Here is a 13,136-nt window from a genome sequence, read left to right on the forward strand (position 1 = left end):
TTACAGTGTGACAAAAACCGGTTCATGCTCCATAAAGGGAAGGAATTTTTCAAGCAGGTCGGCCGTCCTGATTTTCAGGCTGGAGGTATTGATGCACGGATGGCACCCGAAATATTCAGACTGCGCCACCTCCCGGTCAATCAGCAGCCGGACACACTTTCCAGCGTCGTTCATCAGGCCCATCACGCTTACGGAGCCCGGCGTGACCTTCAGATATTCCTCCATACGTTCGGCGTCCGCAAAAGACAGGCGGGAACTGCCGATCTGCGCGGAAAGATCTTTCGTACGAAACTCCTTCTTGCCCGGCATCATCAGAAGATAAAAGTCCGTTTTCTGCCGGTTGCACAGGAACAGGTTTTTGCAGATATTCACCCCGAGGATTTCCCCTACCTCGTCGCAGAAGTCCACATGACCGGCGGCGTCGTGGTCAATGCGGGTATAAGGGATTTCCAGCCTGTCCAGCAGGTCATAGACCGCCGTCTCTCTCGGAAGCCGCTCATCCGCGGGCTTTGACGTATACAGGACTGGGTCAATTCGTATCGAACACAAGGTTATCATCCTCCGGTTTTGCCGATCAGCGGCGTACTGCCATAAATTTTACGGCAATTTTGCAGATTAGTCAAGAAAAGGGGCTTAAAAGTGTTCTGCCTACTTGACAGAATCCATTTGCGGTTATATAATGACTGTAAATTCACTGATTTAGGAGTCATTGAAATGAAAAAAACAGCCCGCCAGCTGCAAAAAGAGCAGACAAGGGAGCTTTTAATCAAAACAGCCTTTGAAATATTCTCCGAACGCGGCTTTCTCAGTACCAGAATTTCCGATATCGCCGGGGCGGCGGGAGTTTCCCACGGCACGGTATTCGTTCATTTCCCGTCGCTGGACGCCCTCATGGCGGAAGTGATCGAAGTGTATGTCGGGAAAACGGCACAGCGTACACACGAGCTTGCGGATTCCGGCGAAACCCTGCGGGAAGTGCTCCGCGCCCACCTGGACGGCATCCGGGAATACGAGCCGTTTTACACCGCGCTTGTCACGGAAAACCGTCAGCTTCCCACACAGGCCCGGGACGCCTGGATTTCGCTGCAGTCCGTGATCTCCCTGCATTTCAGCCGGGCAGCGGAGCGGGAAATGGAAACCGGAAAAATCCTTCGGATGCCCGTTTCCCTGCTTTTCAATTTATGGCTGGGGCTGATCCACCACTATCTTGCCAATGCGGACCTGTTCGCCCCCGGCGGAAAGGTCATTGACAGGTACGGCGAAACGCTGATCGACACTTATCTGAAAATGGCGGAATCAAAAAGGAGCTGAAGACAATGAACGAACATTCCCCGGAAATACTGAAAGCAAAATCCTGTTACGGGCACCTTGGCGGCACACTGGGCAACCGACTTTTTTCACGGCTGCTGGAACTGGGGTGGTTTGAACGCGACGCCGACAAAGCGACCGTCTTTTCTCTGACGGAGCTCGGAAAACAGGAGCTCTGCAGGCTGAATGTCGATATTTATAAAAGGAGGTAACCGGCATGATCAATCAAAACCCGTTTGCATTACTGAAAGAGGAGGCGCCTCAGGTTTCCGAAGCGTTTGACGGACTTATCCGGGCGGTCTCTTCCGGCGCGCTCGACGCCAAAACCCGTCAGTTGGTTTATATCGGAATCAAGGCGTCCCAGGGAGACGACAAAGCCGTTGCCGCGCATGTCCCCATGGCCAAAATGGCCGGCGCATCGCGGGACGAAATCAGGGATACGATTCTGATGACAATGACCGTATCCAGCGTACAGGGAATCACCCATTGCCTGATTCCCGCGCTGGAAGCCTATGAAAGCGATCGAAAGGTGTGAAAAATATGAAAACATGCATTGCCTGTGGAATGCCCATGACAAAGCCGTCCGATTATCCCCTGCAGGACGAAAGCAAGGATTACTGCATTTACTGTGCCCGACCGGACGGTTCCATGCAGTCCTACCCGGAAAAGCTTGAGGGTACCGTCCGGTTTCTGATACGCACACAGGGGATCGACGAAAAAGCCGCCCGCGAGCTGGCGGTCAGAACCCTGGCAAAGCTGCCCGCGTGGAAGGCGCAGACTCCTTAACGGTGCCGCGTCAGCAGTTTCCCACATAGACGTACTTCAGATGCCCGCGGGCGATTTCCGCCAGCCGGTAAACGGTTTCCACCGGGGTCGGGCCGCGGTCGGTCATCTGAAAGCACGGGAAGAACCGGGTAACGTGCAGCGGGATTTCCGCGTCCACCGAAGCGAGCCATCCGGAGAGCGCGTCCATTTCCCCGTCGCTGTCATTTTCCCCGGGAATCACCAGAGTGGTCACTTCCGTGTGGCATCTTTGCGCCGACAGCTCAATCGCGCGCATCACCGTCTTCAGGTCGCCGCCGACCATCCGGTAAAAGCGTTCGGTAAAGCCCTTCAGGTCGATGTTCACCGCGTCGATCAGCGGGAGCATTTCTTTCAGCGGCCCTTCGCAGATATAGCCGTTGGTCACCGCGACATTTTTCAGCCCGCGCTCCCGGACGAGGGCGGCGCAGTCCCGGACAAACTCATAGCCCACAAGCGGCTCGTTGTAGGTATACGCGACACCGATATTCCCGCGCGGCACAAGCTCCGCCGCCTTTTCGGCCAGCGCCTCGGGCGGAACCGCAGCGGTCTCCGTGTGTTCCCCGTCCACCATGGAAATGGAGCTGTTCTGGCAGAACGGACAGCGCAGGTTGCAGCCGTAGCTGCCGACGGACAGGATTTTCCCGCCGGGGCAGAAACGGCGCAGCGGCTTCTTTTCGATGGGGTCAAGCGCAAGGCCGGTCACTTTCCCGTAGTTGTCACAAATCACTTTGCCGCCGCTGTTTCTGCGCGCGCGGCAAAGACCGGTCTGCCCCTCCTCCAGCGCGCAGTGATGGGGACAGATTTCACAGATGATTTTCATTTGTGGCGCACCACCTCAAACCGTTCCAGAGAGCAGGGCTCCCCTTTGCGGATCCCTGCTTTTTGCATGGCGATGGAAATCTGCCGCTCCGGGGTATCGACCCCTTCCAGATTCGGCAGCAGCAGCCCGCGCTTGTACCCGCTGGTGACAATGACGCCGTAGCGCCCGGCATCCAGTTCTTCCATGGTATCGATCGGTTCCGGATGCGCCAGCACGTCCACACTGTAGACAAGGGTCGGCAGCTCCTGCTCCGTAACGGGCGCAAAGCGCGGGTCCTCCGTACCGGCGCTGACCGCGTTCCTTACGATTTCCTTCGCTACGCAGGCCGTCACCGGCCCGATGGTGCCGATGCACCCCCGAAGCTCCCCGTTCTTTTTCAGCGACACGAAAGCTCCCGCCCGGTGACCCAGCATTTCCTCCGGCAGCCCGGCGGGAAGCTCCGCCCTTTTCCCTGTCCGGACATAGGTTTCCAGCGACAGCCGGGCCAGCCTCACATATTCATCCTCCTGCGACTGGATCCGTTCCATTCTTTTTTTCTCTTCGGCTTCAAAGACTGTGTCAAACCGGCGGCTTTCGTCGTCCCCGGTGATCCGGAAAGCGCAGACGCCGTACCCGACCCCGAACGGCCCCTCATACGAAAGCAGCTCGGGCTCGACGGCCTTTCCGTCCAGCGCGCCCGCCATGATGATAAACGAGCGCAGCCCGCACTCCGCCGCCGCGTCGCAGAAGTCGGGGCTGAAAGTCAGGAAGCGCAGGAAATCCCCCTTTGCCATCGCGTCGGTCACCCGGCTGTCAAATTCGGGACCTTCCTTCGCAAAGCCGTAAGGCCCGTCCTCTTTGAGACGGTGGGAGAGATCCCCGCTCGCGATAAAAACGACCTTTCTCCCCAGAGTCTCCGCCGTTTGGGCGATGCATTTTCCCAGCCGGTAATGGTCCGGCCCGGACAGCCCGGACAGCCCGATGCGCACCAGCCGATAGTCAGTACAGTATTCGTTTAAAAAGCGGAGCGGAATCATGGTGCCGTGGTCAAGGGCTTTTTCCTTCTCGCCAAAGGTTCCGGCGGGCAGGCCCGCTTTCCCGGCCGCGTCGGTCAGCGCCTGTACAAATTCACTGTCATACCGGACGTCGACGGCGGCCTGCGGCGCGCCGAAACGGGCAAAATCCCCGTGGGCGCATTCGCCGGGAGAAATATGGAAGTAATCCGCGTACAGGGCGGAATGCGGAGAAGTCACCACCACCGTGTCCGGTTTCAGCGCCGCAATCCTGCCCGCGACCTCCCGGCACGCGTCGGCGGTCCTCTGAATTTTCCGCTCTTCCCCTTTTCCCACCTCCGGCAGGATAATGGGAGGATGCGGCATAATAAACGCACCTGCGATCGACATAAAAAATCCCCCTTTCCAAATTCACATCGCGGCCGCCAGCGCGCGGTCGTACGCCGCCTTTGTCTCCGGGTCAAAGCAAACCATGGTGACCGTTTCCACAGCGGTGCTCCGGCTCAGAAATTCCAGGATCGTCCTCACGGCGATTTTGGCCGCAAGCTCCGGCGGAAAACGATAAACGCCAGTACTGATGGAAGGAAACGCAACCGTGCGGCATCGGTATTCCTCCGCCAGCGCAAGGCAGGAGCGGTAACAGCTTTCCAGCAGCTCCGGTTCGCCGCTTTCTCCGCCCCGCCACACCGGTCCGGGCGTATGGATGACGTACTTTGCGGGAAGGCGGTACCCCTTTGTGATTTTCGCCTTTCCGGTCTCACAGCCGTGCAGGGTCCGGCATTCCTTGAGAAGCTCCGGACCCGCCGCGCGGTGGATGGCCCCGTCCACTCCTCCGCCGCCCAGCAGGGAAGTGTTTGCCGCGTTTACAATAGCATCTGCCGTTTGCTTTGTAATATCTCCCTGAACAATCAAAAAATCCATAACGTCTCCTTTCCGCGGCCTCAGCCGTTTCTTTTCTTAAATTCTATTCTTTCCGCAAGAATTTTTCAAGAGCCCGGAAACATCCAAAAGAGCCCTGCTTCCGTACACTCACGCAAGCAAGGCTCTTTCGCATTTACGCAACGATTTGGAGGATATGCCGGTCTATGAAAACAGCCGAAAGCCTGACGGAAATTGGAACACCTCAGGACAATTCAAACTGACCGGTGTACAATTGATAATACCGCCCCTTCTGGGCAATCAGCTCCTCGTGGCTGCCGCGCTCAAGGATTTCGCCGTTTTCCAGCACGATGATGGCCTTGGCGTTCCGCACGGTCGAAAGCCGGTGGGCAATGACAAAGACCGTCCGGTTTTCCATGAGGTGATCCATGCCGGTTTCAATCAGCTTTTCCGTATGGGCGTCCACGGAGCTGGTCGCCTCATCCAGAATCAGCACCGGCGGGTCGGAGACCGCTGCGCGCGCGATGGCAAGCAGCTGGCGCTGGCCCTGGCTCAGGTTTCCGCCGTCGCCGGAAAGCATGGTGTCATAGCCGTCCGGAAGCCTTTGGATAAAGGAATCCGCATTCGCCAGCTTGGCGGCCTTAATCACCTGCTCCCTGTCCGCATCCGGATTCCCGTAACGGATATTGTCGGCGATCGTGCCCGTAAACAGATGGGTGTCCTGCAAAACGACGGCGAGCGAATGACGCAGGTCGTCCTTTTTGATATTCCGGACGTCGATCCCGTCGTAGGTAATGCTGCCGGAGGTAACGTCGTAAAAACGGTTGATCATGTTGGCAATGGTTGTCTTGCCCGCGCCGGTCGAGCCCACGAAAGCAATTTTCTGGCCCGGCTTCGCGTAAAGGTTGATTCCCTTCAAAACGGGGCGGCAGGGAACGTAGCAGAACACCACGTCGTGAAAACGGACGTCGCCCAAAAGAGGCACCAGCCAGGCGGTGCCGTCCTCATCCGGTACGCGCCAGGCCCACCTGCCCGTACGCTCCCCGCATTCCTTCAGCTCGCCGTTTTCCCCCACCGCGGTATGCACAAGGGTCACGGTACCGTCGTCCGTTTCCGGCGTTTCCTGCATGACTTCAAAAATCCGCTCCGCACCGGACAGGGCGGCCAGAATAAAGTTGAGCTGCTGAGAGAACTGGTTGACGGGCATCGCCGTCTGGCGGACATAAACAAGGTACGAGGCAAGGCTTCCCAGATCGATTCTGCCCGCAATGGCAAAGAACGCGCCGATGCAGGCGGAAAGCGCATAGTTGAAATAGGAAATGCTGACCACCACCGGAATCAGAAGCCCCGAATAAGTCAGCGCACCCGTGGCCGCATCCAGCAGTTTGTTGTTGCGGTCGGAGAACTCTTCAAAGTCCCTGTCCTCGTGATTGAAAACCTTGACGACCTTCTGCCCCTCCACCATCTCCTCCATAAAGCCGTTCAGCCGGCCCATAAACTTCTGCTGGTAGGAAAAATACGCATGGCTTTTCTTTCCGCTGTACCGCAGAAACAGGAACATGCCGAGGAAGGACAAAAGCACGATCGCCGACAGCTCGGCATTCAGGATAATCAGGACCGTAAACGTGCCGACGATGATAATGAAGCTCTGGATCAGCACCGCGAAGCTGTTGTTCAGGGCCTCGGCGATGGTGTCGATATCGTTTGTAAACCGGCTCATCAGTTCGCCGTGCGTTTTTGCGTCGAAAAAGCTCAGGGGCAGCGTCTGCACCTTACGGAAAAGGTCGTCGCGGATTTCCTGCACGATCTTCTGCGCGATTCTCACCATCAGCTGGGAATATCCGTAGGACGCGGCTACGCCGGCAAAATAGACGGCGGCCATAAAGATCAGGATTTTCATGAGCCCCCGGATGTCCCCGGGGATAATGTAGTCGTTGACGGCCGGTTTCAGCAGATAGGTGCCGAAGACGTTCGCCCCGGCGCTGACGGCCACCATGACGGTAATCAGCAGCAGAGCGGTTCCGTGCTTTTTCAGATAGCGCCAGAGGAATTTCAGCGTTTTCCAGATATCCTTGGGCTTTTCATGCAGCGTTGTTCTCGCCATTACGCCGTAGCCCCCTTCTGCTGAAATTCATAAATATCGCGGTAAATCGGATTGTGTGCCAGCAGGCTTTCATGCGTGCCTGCCTCGTTGATTTTCCCGTCCTCCAGCACCACGATCAGATCCGCGTTTTCAATCGAGCTGATGCGCTGGGTAATCATGATCTTTGTCGTATCCTTTAAGTCCTCCGCCAGCCTTCTGCGGATTTTCGCCTCGGTGGCGGTGTCCACCGCGCTGGTGGAATCGTCAAAGATCAGCACCTTAGGACGTTTCAGCAGCGCGCGGGCAATGCAGAGCCGCTGCTTCTGCCCGCCGGAAACATTCACGCCGCCCTGCCCGAGGTCGGTGTCGTAGCCCTCCGGCATCCGGGACAGGAATTCATCCGCACAGGCGATCCGGCACGCCCAGTCCAGCTCCTCGTCGGTGGCGTTTTCGTTTCCCCACTTCAGGTTTTCGCGGATGGTTCCGCTGAAAAGGGTATTTTTCTGCAGCACCATGCCCACGGCGTCGCGCAGATGCGCAAGCGGATACTCCTTTACGTCGCGGCCGTCTATTTTCAGGCTGCCGGAGGTAACGTCGTAAAGCCGGGGAATCAGCTGTACCAGCGAGGATTTCGCGGAGCCCGTTCCGCCTATGATACCCACTGTCTGACCGGCGCCGATATGCAGGCTGATGTCGGACAGCACATATTCTTTGGCCGTTTCCTGATATTTGAAGCAGACATGCTCAAAATCGATGCTTCCATGCTCCACCGTCCCGCTGCCCGTACCGTCGGTGATTCCCACCGGTTCGTCCAGCACCTCCGCAATACGGTAAGCGGAGGTCATTGAGCGGCTGAGCATCAGGAACACGTTGGAAATCATCATCAGCGAGTTCAGGATCTGAAGAACATAGCTTAAAAATCCGGTCAGCTGTCCCACCCGCATGGTGCCCGTGTGGATAAAGTTCCCCCCGAACCAGAGGATGCACAGAATGGTGGAATACATGACAAACTGAAAGCAGGGCATATTCAGCGCCGCGTAGCGGAAAGCCGTTTCCGAGGATGACCGGAACGTTTCGTTGACCGCGCTGAATTTCAGGCATTCGCTGTCGCCCTTCACATAGGATTTTACCGTACGGATCGCCGTCAGATTCTCCTGCACAATAGAGTTCACCCGGTCCAGCGCCTTCTGCATCTTTCCGTACATCGGGCGAAGCCTGCGGAGAATCAAAACCAGGCAGACGGCCAGCACGGGAATCGCTGTCAGGAAAACCACCGCCAGCTTCGCGCTCATTTTGATCGACATCGCCAGCGCCATCACCATCATGACCGGACCGCGGACCATCGGCCGGATTCCGTTGCAGATCGCGTTCTGCAAAATGGTGATATCGCTGGTGAGGCGGGTAATCAGCGACGGGGTGCTGAAATGATCCATATTGGAAAAGGAAAAGCCCTGTATTTTGCGGTATTCCGCTTTTCTCAGTTCCGCGCCGAAGCCCTGACCCGCTCTGGCCGCCAGACGCGCGTAAATCGCGCCCAGAAGCAGAGAGATCAGCGCGCAGGCAACCATGGCAAGGCTTTTCCGCAGGATATAGTTCGTATCGCGGTTGGCGACGCCCACGTCGATGATATCGGCCATAATCAGTGGAATGACAAGCTCGAACATCGCTTCCAGAGCGACGCAGACGACCCCGCCGGCCAGATGCCTGCGATACTTGTCAAAATAAATAAAAAAACGGTTTAACACTCATTCCCCTCCAAGTGCCGAACAGGCTTTATTCAATCTCTTTCCCAGTCAGATTCCAGTACATGCGATAGAGGTAATCCAGGAACTGCTCCTGCTCCTCCTGCGTAAACCCCTGCAGGGACACATCCTCGATTTCCTTACAGAGCTGCTGCCATTTTTCCAGATATTCACGGCCCTTTTCCGTTATGGACACCGATTCCGCCCTTCTTCTTTCCGCGGGGGCCGACCGCTGGATCAGGCCGGCCTGCACCATATTGTTCAGGATCTGCGACACGGTGGCCGGTTCGATGTCCAGCGCCGAAGCAATGTCCTTCTGCATGCAGTGGTTCTGCCGTGAAAGGTGGTTCAGAATTTTCGGCTGTCCGGGTGAAAGGCCGATTTTCGCCATTCCGGGCCTCGTCACATTTTTTTGCGCGTGAAATACCCGATTGATCGCCATATGCAGCGTAACCGGCATAAAAATCCCTCCTGTCAATTAGGAAGCTAACCGTTAGTAAACTAATATTAATCCCGCATTTGGGAAATGTCAAGTTACGAAATAAGCAATTACACCATTTGAAATCCTAATACATAATATATTGTGAGATAATACCAATGCTCACGAGAGGAGAAAAACAATGACAGATAATATGATGGATATGGACGGACAGGGCTGTGAAATGACTCGGACTCCCCTTCCGGCGATGCCGGTTGTAGCGATGGCCTATATTCCATTCCAACAATTTAATTCCACCTATACTCCCGAAAAAGGGTTGGAGATGGGAACCATCTTCCCTGAGCTTGACAAACCGTTTTTGGGAGGCAGGAGGAAATGAGCGAACAGGAACAGCTGATGCGCAGGACGAACGCCTGCCGTTTTGCGACCTGGGAGCTTCCTGTTTTCACCCATCCCGGCGATTGTAAGGCAGCAAAGCAGCAAAAGAAACACCGCAGGATGGCGGATGATTTAATCATACAGTACAAGGCGGCCTACGGGCCGATGAATCAGAACAGTTCAGACACCAGCCGCTGGCATGGGATCAACGCCCCATGGCCGTGGGATGTTAACAAGGGGGGAAACAAATAATGTGGAATTACCAGAAGAACCTGCAGTATCCGATCAATATTAAAAATACCAATCCGAAGCTGGCACAGATTATCATTGCCCAGTACGGTGGTCCGGACGGCGAATTGGGAGCTTCCCTGCGCTATTTAAGTCAGCGTTACAGTATGCCGTATCCGGAATTAAAAGCAATTTTGACAGATATCGGAACTGAAGAGCTCGCTCATCTGGAGATGGTTGGAACAATTGTCCACCAGCTTACCAGGAATCTGACGGAAGAGCAGATCAGAGAAGGCGGATTTGCCGCTTACTTTGTCAACCATACCACCGGAGTATATCCGTCCGACGCAAACGGAAGCCCATTTACCGCGGCTGCTTTGCAGGTAAAGGGAGATCCTATTTCAGATATTCATGAGGACCTGGCAGCAGATGCTACGATTGCAAAAGAACAACTTACAAAAATTATGATGGGACAAGCCATTTCCGCCACAATAACAAAGAGAAATATGGTTCTACAATGCAAATCCATAAATTAAATGAATGAGGTTTTGTATGCCCAAATATCAATTTAGGATTAAAACAAATCGTAGATTTCCCACTATACCGGATGCCGGTGACATCGCCCTGCGCGTTTGTAAAGATACGTAGCCCCGTTGTAGGTAAAGCCAACCCTCGTGCCGTTGCTGTCATATACGAACCACATTACATCGCTGCCGGACTTCTGTGCCATGATGGTGCTGCCGTCAAGGAAGTAGTTTGTGGTCACACCGTCAACAGTTTTGCCGGTCCGGATTCCGTCATTGTTGTAAATATAGCTCAGGTTTCGTCGTCTGCAATCAAATCAATCTACGGAATACTTTCTGTCCCTTTCTCTTGGGAGTGGTGATGTGAAAATATCGGGAGTTTAATACGATTCTTGCTCCGGACAAATTAATCCCTCCATAAAAGAGAGCGCAAATGATTCCTCATCCGCGCTCTAAAATCGAACTATTTTATAACTTCGTCATTTAAGCAGATTGTCTATTCTTCATGTATAGAATAAACGCAAGAAGGATAATGCAAATAATAATAGCAACAAGTCCAGCCATCATTATTTTTTTAAGAAACGGATCCATTTTTATGCCATTTTTTTTATTATATCTATATCCTGAAATGAATAAAATCGATAGACCTATAATTAAAGACAGTATCGCAAGAAGGGTTAGCTCCGATCTGATATGATTGAACAGTTGCATTTTCAAAATAATTAATAGAACTCCCTCAACTATAAAAAAGCAAAAACTTATTTTATATGGTGTAGGATAGCTCTTACGATGGGAAATAAGTGTGGCCAACAAAACGATTATTCCTATAACAAGCATTGGTATATATATAAATGGCGGTAGATTATTAATGGTACTCATTAAGAAAGCTCCTTCTTTTTTAACCAAGTGTCTTTTGCGACGTTGGTCCCAATAGCTATTCCAGCCCCAATGAAAATTGTTGCAACAACTGCAACTGAAGGTACCAATAGAGAGGCAATCCCAACCCCCGCTACGACACCAGCCATAGCCCCAAAAGTATCAATAGTAATCGCTCCGGCAAGGTTACCCCTTTCTCGCCGGCACGGGCGATGTGAAAGCAACGGGAGTTTAATACGACTCTTGCTCCGGACAAAAAAGTCCCTCCATAGAAGAGAGCGCAAATGATTCTTCATCTACGCACTAAGAAATTAATACTAACTAAATAAGTTAGGTTTCATCTTTTGTTAAAATATATTTTCTGCCTACCGTGTGAAGCATATGGTGTCCGCAATATTCACATATATCTGTTTGACTATCAATCAGAAATTCTCTGTTTTCCACATTCTTTTCTGCAGACTGCATAGACAATACAAATTTCAGTCGGAAATTCTACGGAATTTGGGGCTACGTCAGGGTAATCCTCCAACTTGAAATAATCACTAATTTTAATTACTTCATTTGAAGATGATTTCTGCGCACAATTATTGACTTTACAATACGAATCATCAACTAAAGTATATATTCTTTCCTCGGTACGAAACATTTGATGCCCACAATGCTTACATATCTGTGTCGCACCGCCTTTAATAAACTCGCTGCTACCGCAATCCCTTCTACATACTGCATATGCTACGTAAATTTTCTTAGGGAATTCTATTGTCTTAATATTTATTTCTTGATATTCTTCTATACTGATTGTCTTTTTCATATAGCACCTCATTCATTTGTGGAACTGGAATTATATTTCTTGCTGGTATTATGCGAGACCCTTCTGAAACAACTATATACACGGCTAATGCTACTCCTGTAAGACCAGTTGCGTTAGAAATTTGATCTGTAAATGAAAATGACTGATTTTGAAAGAGTGGAACACCGTTTCTATCCCAACGATTATTGCTGTTTTCATCATCCCAATGACCATCCTGCGGACCATTACCTCGGTCCACACCGGCCCCATGTGAATGTGTCCCATGTATATCTCCCTCCATGGGGCACCATCCCAGTATCCTTCGGAATTCCATTTTGGTTTTTTCCACCTAAATCAGGGGGAAGCTTAGGCCAACCAACATGTGGGGCCTTTCCAGGCTTGCGATTATTCAAGGACTGAACCACAGAATTGTTTTTGGTGCTACTATTTGCACCACCAGTAATGGGTCTTCCTGTGCCTGAATACATTCTATTATTAACGTAGTTGACCCATCTTCCAGACCCATCGTCTGACTCAGTAAATCTAGCGCCATTGTAATCACTTGCATTTATTGGATCATTATTACAGTAAGCGAACAGATTGTTGCCTGCAAGACCGGTGTCGAGATTAAACTGGCCATCCGCATTAATAAACCTACCCGTCTGCTTCGCTAGCACGGGCGATGTGAAAGCAACGGGAGTTTAATACGACTCTTGCTCCAGGCAAAATAGTCCCTCCATAGAAGAGAGCGCAAATGATTTCATCTGCGCTCTATAATTAATAATAACTATTTGCATTTCAGTGCAGTCTCTCATAATACATCCATTGTCGTTCGGCCATCGTTACTTTCGGTAATGTATTGAATTTTTGTGTAATAGTTAGCCAATGCATTTTCATAAATATCTTTAATAAGAATTTGATCTTTTGCATAAATTTCAACAGATTGGGAGTCATATATTAAAAGCAGTAGCTGACAATCACTTTTATCAAATTCTTTATAACTATGAATGTCAAAGAAACTTCCATTTTTGAAGTATGCTTGTAGTTTCAAAAAAATGATAAAATGATCAGAAATAATGTGTCTTAAAAAACTCTTTCCATCATAATAGTCTGTTTCAAAAAAAGGGGTTCCTTGGGGATTATTCCATGCCTCATTTTGACTATCAATATTGTACCAACAGTATTTTTCAACATCAATACACTTAAATATTTGATATAACGTATTATCGCATGGTAATACGTTGAAAGATACTCCTCGAATCATATCATTTAC

19 protein-coding genes are annotated in these 13,136 nt (G+C 51.8%); 7 read left to right on the top strand and 12 right to left on the bottom strand.

Going from position 1 to position 13,136, the window contains the following annotated elements; all coding sequences use genetic code 11:
- The gene (locus ACRQU7_RS14690) at positions 1-549 is read right to left on the bottom strand and encodes a prolyl-tRNA synthetase associated domain-containing protein (protein WP_444641528.1); all 549 of its coding nucleotides are present in this window, start codon (positions 547-549) and stop codon (positions 1-3) included.
- 165 nt (positions 550-714) lie between these two features.
- Here ACRQU7_RS14690 and ACRQU7_RS14695 point away from each other — a divergent pair, with 165 nt between their 5' ends.
- From ACRQU7_RS14695 to ACRQU7_RS14710, 4 genes are read left to right on the top strand one after another with little or no spacing between them, the layout of a single operon-like run.
- Positions 715-1,311 (top strand): TetR/AcrR family transcriptional regulator, encoded by a 597-nt coding sequence (locus ACRQU7_RS14695; RefSeq protein ID WP_444641529.1) that lies wholly within the window; start codon positions 715-717, stop codon positions 1,309-1,311.
- 5 nt (positions 1,312-1,316) lie between these two features.
- Positions 1,317-1,520, top strand: coding sequence for a hypothetical protein (locus ACRQU7_RS14700; RefSeq protein WP_444641530.1), 204 nt, complete (start codon positions 1,317-1,319; stop codon positions 1,518-1,520).
- 5 nt (positions 1,521-1,525) lie between these two features.
- Positions 1,526-1,843: a carboxymuconolactone decarboxylase family protein gene (locus tag ACRQU7_RS14705; RefSeq protein WP_444641531.1), complete on the top strand. Its 318-nt coding sequence runs from the start codon at positions 1,526-1,528 to the stop codon at positions 1,841-1,843.
- 5 nt (positions 1,844-1,848) lie between these two features.
- On the top strand, positions 1,849-2,094 hold the full coding sequence (locus ACRQU7_RS14710) for a zinc ribbon domain-containing protein (RefSeq protein ID WP_444641532.1): 246 nt from the start codon (positions 1,849-1,851) through the stop codon (positions 2,092-2,094).
- Between the two features lie 10 nt (positions 2,095-2,104).
- Here ACRQU7_RS14710 and amrS read toward each other — a convergent pair whose 3' ends face one another.
- The 6 genes from amrS to ACRQU7_RS14740 all read right to left on the bottom strand — a co-directional run bounded on the left by amrS (position 2,105) and on the right by ACRQU7_RS14740 (position 9,088).
- On the bottom strand, positions 2,105-2,932 hold the full coding sequence (gene amrS, locus ACRQU7_RS14715) for an AmmeMemoRadiSam system radical SAM enzyme (RefSeq protein ID WP_444641533.1): 828 nt from the start codon (positions 2,930-2,932) through the stop codon (positions 2,105-2,107).
- Positions 2,929-4,314, bottom strand: coding sequence for an AmmeMemoRadiSam system protein A (gene amrA, locus ACRQU7_RS14720; protein WP_444641534.1), 1,386 nt, complete (start codon positions 4,312-4,314; stop codon positions 2,929-2,931). The genes amrS and amrA overlap by 4 nt, the downstream gene beginning before the upstream one ends.
- Positions 4,315-4,335: 21 nt before the next feature.
- Entirely contained in the window at positions 4,336-4,845 is a 510-nt protein-coding gene (locus ACRQU7_RS14725) for an O-acetyl-ADP-ribose deacetylase (protein WP_141825999.1), read from the bottom strand.
- A gap of 202 nt (positions 4,846-5,047) precedes the next feature.
- Positions 5,048-6,907, bottom strand: a complete 1,860-nt coding sequence (locus ACRQU7_RS14730) for an ABC transporter ATP-binding protein (RefSeq protein WP_444641535.1) — start codon at positions 6,905-6,907, stop codon at positions 5,048-5,050.
- Positions 6,907-8,631 (bottom strand): ABC transporter ATP-binding protein, encoded by a 1,725-nt coding sequence (locus ACRQU7_RS14735; protein ID WP_141826001.1) that lies wholly within the window; start codon positions 8,629-8,631, stop codon positions 6,907-6,909. Before ACRQU7_RS14735 ends, ACRQU7_RS14730 begins: the two co-directional genes overlap by 1 nt.
- Positions 8,632-8,659: 28 nt before the next feature.
- Entirely contained in the window at positions 8,660-9,088 is a 429-nt protein-coding gene (locus ACRQU7_RS14740) for a MarR family winged helix-turn-helix transcriptional regulator (RefSeq protein ID WP_141826002.1), read from the bottom strand.
- 160 nt (positions 9,089-9,248) lie between these two features.
- Here ACRQU7_RS14740 and ACRQU7_RS14745 point away from each other — a divergent pair, with 160 nt between their 5' ends.
- Genes ACRQU7_RS14745 through ACRQU7_RS14755 form a run of 3 tightly spaced genes read left to right on the top strand, consistent with a single transcriptional unit; the run spans position 9,249 to position 10,209 of the window.
- Positions 9,249-9,446 (top strand): spore coat associated protein CotJA, encoded by a 198-nt coding sequence (locus ACRQU7_RS14745; RefSeq protein WP_038325450.1) that lies wholly within the window; start codon positions 9,249-9,251, stop codon positions 9,444-9,446.
- Positions 9,443-9,697 (top strand): spore coat protein CotJB, encoded by a 255-nt coding sequence (locus ACRQU7_RS14750; protein ID WP_141826003.1) that lies wholly within the window; start codon positions 9,443-9,445, stop codon positions 9,695-9,697. Before ACRQU7_RS14745 ends, ACRQU7_RS14750 begins: the two co-directional genes overlap by 4 nt.
- Positions 9,697-10,209 carry a manganese catalase family protein gene (locus ACRQU7_RS14755; RefSeq protein WP_444641536.1) on the top strand — a complete coding sequence of 171 codons (513 nt, stop codon included), beginning with the start codon at positions 9,697-9,699 and terminating at the stop codon, positions 10,207-10,209. Before ACRQU7_RS14750 ends, ACRQU7_RS14755 begins: the two co-directional genes overlap by 1 nt.
- Before the next feature lie 62 nt (positions 10,210-10,271).
- Here ACRQU7_RS14755 and ACRQU7_RS14760 read toward each other — a convergent pair whose 3' ends face one another.
- From ACRQU7_RS14760 to ACRQU7_RS14780, 5 genes are all read right to left on the bottom strand, one after another.
- Positions 10,272-10,439, bottom strand: coding sequence for a hypothetical protein (locus ACRQU7_RS14760; protein WP_444641537.1), 168 nt, complete (start codon positions 10,437-10,439; stop codon positions 10,272-10,274).
- A gap of 241 nt (positions 10,440-10,680) precedes the next feature.
- Positions 10,681-11,076, bottom strand: coding sequence for a hypothetical protein (locus tag ACRQU7_RS14765; RefSeq protein WP_444641538.1), 396 nt, complete (start codon positions 11,074-11,076; stop codon positions 10,681-10,683).
- Between the two features lie 415 nt (positions 11,077-11,491).
- Positions 11,492-11,884: a hypothetical protein gene (locus ACRQU7_RS14770; RefSeq protein WP_444641539.1), complete on the bottom strand. Its 393-nt coding sequence runs from the start codon at positions 11,882-11,884 to the stop codon at positions 11,492-11,494.
- Positions 11,838-12,164 carry a hypothetical protein gene (locus ACRQU7_RS14775; protein WP_444641540.1) on the bottom strand — a complete coding sequence of 109 codons (327 nt, stop codon included), beginning with the start codon at positions 12,162-12,164 and terminating at the stop codon, positions 11,838-11,840. Before ACRQU7_RS14775 ends, ACRQU7_RS14770 begins: the two co-directional genes overlap by 47 nt.
- Before the next feature lie 510 nt (positions 12,165-12,674).
- On the bottom strand, positions 12,675-13,127 hold the full coding sequence (locus ACRQU7_RS14780) for a DUF2691 family protein (RefSeq protein WP_444641541.1): 453 nt from the start codon (positions 13,125-13,127) through the stop codon (positions 12,675-12,677).
- Between the last annotated feature and the right edge of the window lie 9 nt (positions 13,128-13,136).

It is taken from the genome of Caproiciproducens puteiluti (assembly GCF_052442865.1).
GTDB lineage: Bacteria > Bacillota > Clostridia > Oscillospirales > Acutalibacteraceae > Caproiciproducens.